This window comes from Cellulosilyticum ruminicola JCM 14822 (assembly GCF_001311925.1).
In the GTDB taxonomy this organism is placed as follows: domain Bacteria; phylum Bacillota; class Clostridia; order Lachnospirales; family Cellulosilyticaceae; genus Cellulosilyticum; species Cellulosilyticum ruminicola.
In genome coordinates this window covers 1-2,376 of the sequence record NZ_BBCG01000138.1, presented here as the reverse complement: position 1 = coordinate 2,376, position 2,376 = coordinate 1, and the positions used below count along the sequence as shown (strand labels likewise).

Here is a 2,376-nt window from a genome sequence, read left to right as displayed (position 1 = left end):
CTATTAATCTACCTGTGGAGTAATCTGAGGAAGCACAATACCCCAATCTATTAGAACCGAAACGTGTAAATTTAGTGCAATAATGAACATATCTAACAGGTATTTTTTGATTTCATAATAAAAATATATCGAAAGGGAAAATGTGATGAGATATGGAAAAAGAGATTGGATTTATATATATCTAAAGAAAATTATTAAGGCATATAAAGAAGGAACACATTTTTCAATTCATATGACAGAGGATAGTTTAATAGCTGCTGGTTCGGGATTAGATCAAGTACTTGGATGGATGTAAGAGTAAATGATATTGTAGTGACACCAAGGCATGGCAAACCAGTAGAGATTAATGCTTTATGGTATAATACATTAAAAATTATGGTGCGTTTTGAAAAGAAACTTGAGAAGGTAGGCAGCAGTGACTATGATATATTGGGAGAAAGGCTAAAAGAATCTTTTAACAAGGCATTTTGGAATGAAACAGATAATTGCTTATATGATGTTATAAAGGAAAGCTATTTGAGCGAGATATGGCATATCATCAAGGAACAACATGGGCATTTTATACGGCCTATTATAAAGTAAATGAATATAGCAAAGAAGCAGTAGCATTTATAGAGAGTCTTATAAGTGATCAGGAGATAGATCTTGAAAATCAATGTTTAGGCACTATTGCAGCAATATTTGATGGCCAAGCACCACACTTTGTGAGAGGATGCTACGCTCAAGCATGGAGTGTAGGAGAAGTACTAAGAGTTTATTTTGAAGATATTTTAGGTGAGGTAGAGAACTTGCAACAAACAGATAAAGAATTATTTGAATAGAGAATGTTATAGGTTTTCAAATAAAAAATGTTAAACTTATAATTAAAAACATATTGTGTAGTAAAAAAAATCATTTCAAGTAAAACATATTTTAAAAAGAAATATAGGAACTATAATAAAATTATACAATAAACTATCTAATTGTGTTACTACTACATTTAATCAATGATGACATCTGCAAATTTATCTACATGGATCAAGATGGAATCATCAAGTGTAGAGTAGATGGCGTAGTCCCCCGCTAAGCCTATAAAAAATAAAAGTCTAAGAGATATCTCTTAGACTTTTATTTTATAAGCCAACATATATTATAAATAAAAAGAAAAAGCAATAAATATTTACAATATTTATAGTGCTATAAACGTGCATAAATGCACCCAATTAATTATCAACAGAATAAAGGAATAATATTGCAATATAAAAGGGTATACTTTCCACTATACAGCACCTCGTTTTTTAAAAATATTTTGAATTGAAATCCCTTTTATCGCTTGCTCATAAATACAAGTTATTTCAAGACGTTTCACTTTTATTTCCTGAAATAGCAAAGATTCATCCCATGAACTTTTGTTAAGAAATCTAGAAATTGTTGTGCGATATTTTTCAATATTAAATTCATTTACATCTGTAATTTTACCATTAAAACCTTTGATCATCATAGATAAAATGAATGCGATGATATGTGCGTACTGAGATTTAGAATAAAATAAATCAAGATTTAACTTATTTAGAAATTTGATTATATCCAAAGAATCATTTATAATTAAGTCATTAAAAATTTATGTAATCTCCTTATGATTATGGTTTTTGTCGACTTAATTATATCAAGAGATGTCATAAATGTTTTTTATTTTGCTCAAAATTGTACTGGAAAATTATTGAAAATAGTTTTGCACGTTTATAGTATAGTGAATATAAAGAATAAATATACTATAATGTAGATGGGGATAAATTATTAGATATATTATATATGGATTTTAGTTAACTATTAGGTGTTGGAGTAGGTCTAAGCTTAAATGTGTTTAGCAGATTTTAGTACTATAGCAGAGGATTAGTAGAACGATATAATAACTGAGTATCCAAAAACTATATAATAGTATAGCTAGAATGCTGCAAAAAGTTGAGATGACAACAATGGATATAATGGGAATTATAAGAACACAAAAAGTAGCAGGAAAAATAGCTATTAGAAGAGAGCATAGAAATCAACAAGGACAATATGGTTTAGAAGGAAAAAATAAGAACCTTTTTATATTAAATGAAATAGTTGAAGAAAAAAGTGATCATATTATTGCTAAAGAGATAAGAAGAGAACAAGTAGTAGATATTATGCAGGGCATGAAAATGCAGTCTATCAGTAGAATAACACATATAAATAATGCTATTAAAAAAATAGTTATAAAAAAAATTAAAAAAGATATTGACGGATACACTAGAATGGTGTAATATTATACAAGTCAGTAGCGAACAACGCAGCTAACGAAAAAATAAATGAACTTTGAAAACAAAATAGTAATCATATAAACCAGTCGATTCATTAAATCACTTTAAGTGA

General features: G+C 28.1%; 3 protein-coding genes and 1 pseudogene. 3 read left to right on the top strand and 1 reads right to left on the bottom strand.

Features of this window, described 5'->3' with window-relative positions; all coding sequences use genetic code 11:
• Positions 1–145: 145 nt before the first annotated feature.
• Together JCM14822_RS25330 and JCM14822_RS22315 are read left to right on the top strand one after the other, a co-directional pair.
• Positions 146–582: pseudogene (locus JCM14822_RS25330) on the top strand (amylo-alpha-1,6-glucosidase).
• Positions 528–821: an amylo-alpha-1,6-glucosidase gene (locus JCM14822_RS22315; protein ID WP_054744070.1), complete on the top strand. Its 294-nt coding sequence runs from the start codon at positions 528–530 to the stop codon at positions 819–821. Before JCM14822_RS25330 ends, JCM14822_RS22315 begins: the two are co-directional and overlap by 55 nt.
• A gap of 437 nt (positions 822–1,258) precedes the next feature.
• Here the strand turns inward: JCM14822_RS22315 and JCM14822_RS18355 are convergent, their stop codons facing one another.
• Complete coding sequence (locus JCM14822_RS18355) at positions 1,259–1,480, bottom strand: hypothetical protein (protein ID WP_157047908.1); 222 nt, start codon at positions 1,478–1,480, stop codon at positions 1,259–1,261.
• Positions 1,481–1,955: 475 nt separating this feature from the next.
• Between JCM14822_RS18355 and JCM14822_RS18350 the strand changes: the two genes are divergently transcribed.
• Positions 1,956–2,267 carry a hypothetical protein gene (locus JCM14822_RS18350; protein WP_054744068.1) on the top strand — a complete coding sequence of 104 codons (312 nt, stop codon included), beginning with the start codon at positions 1,956–1,958 and terminating at the stop codon, positions 2,265–2,267.
• The last annotated feature ends 109 nt before the right edge of the window (positions 2,268–2,376 follow it).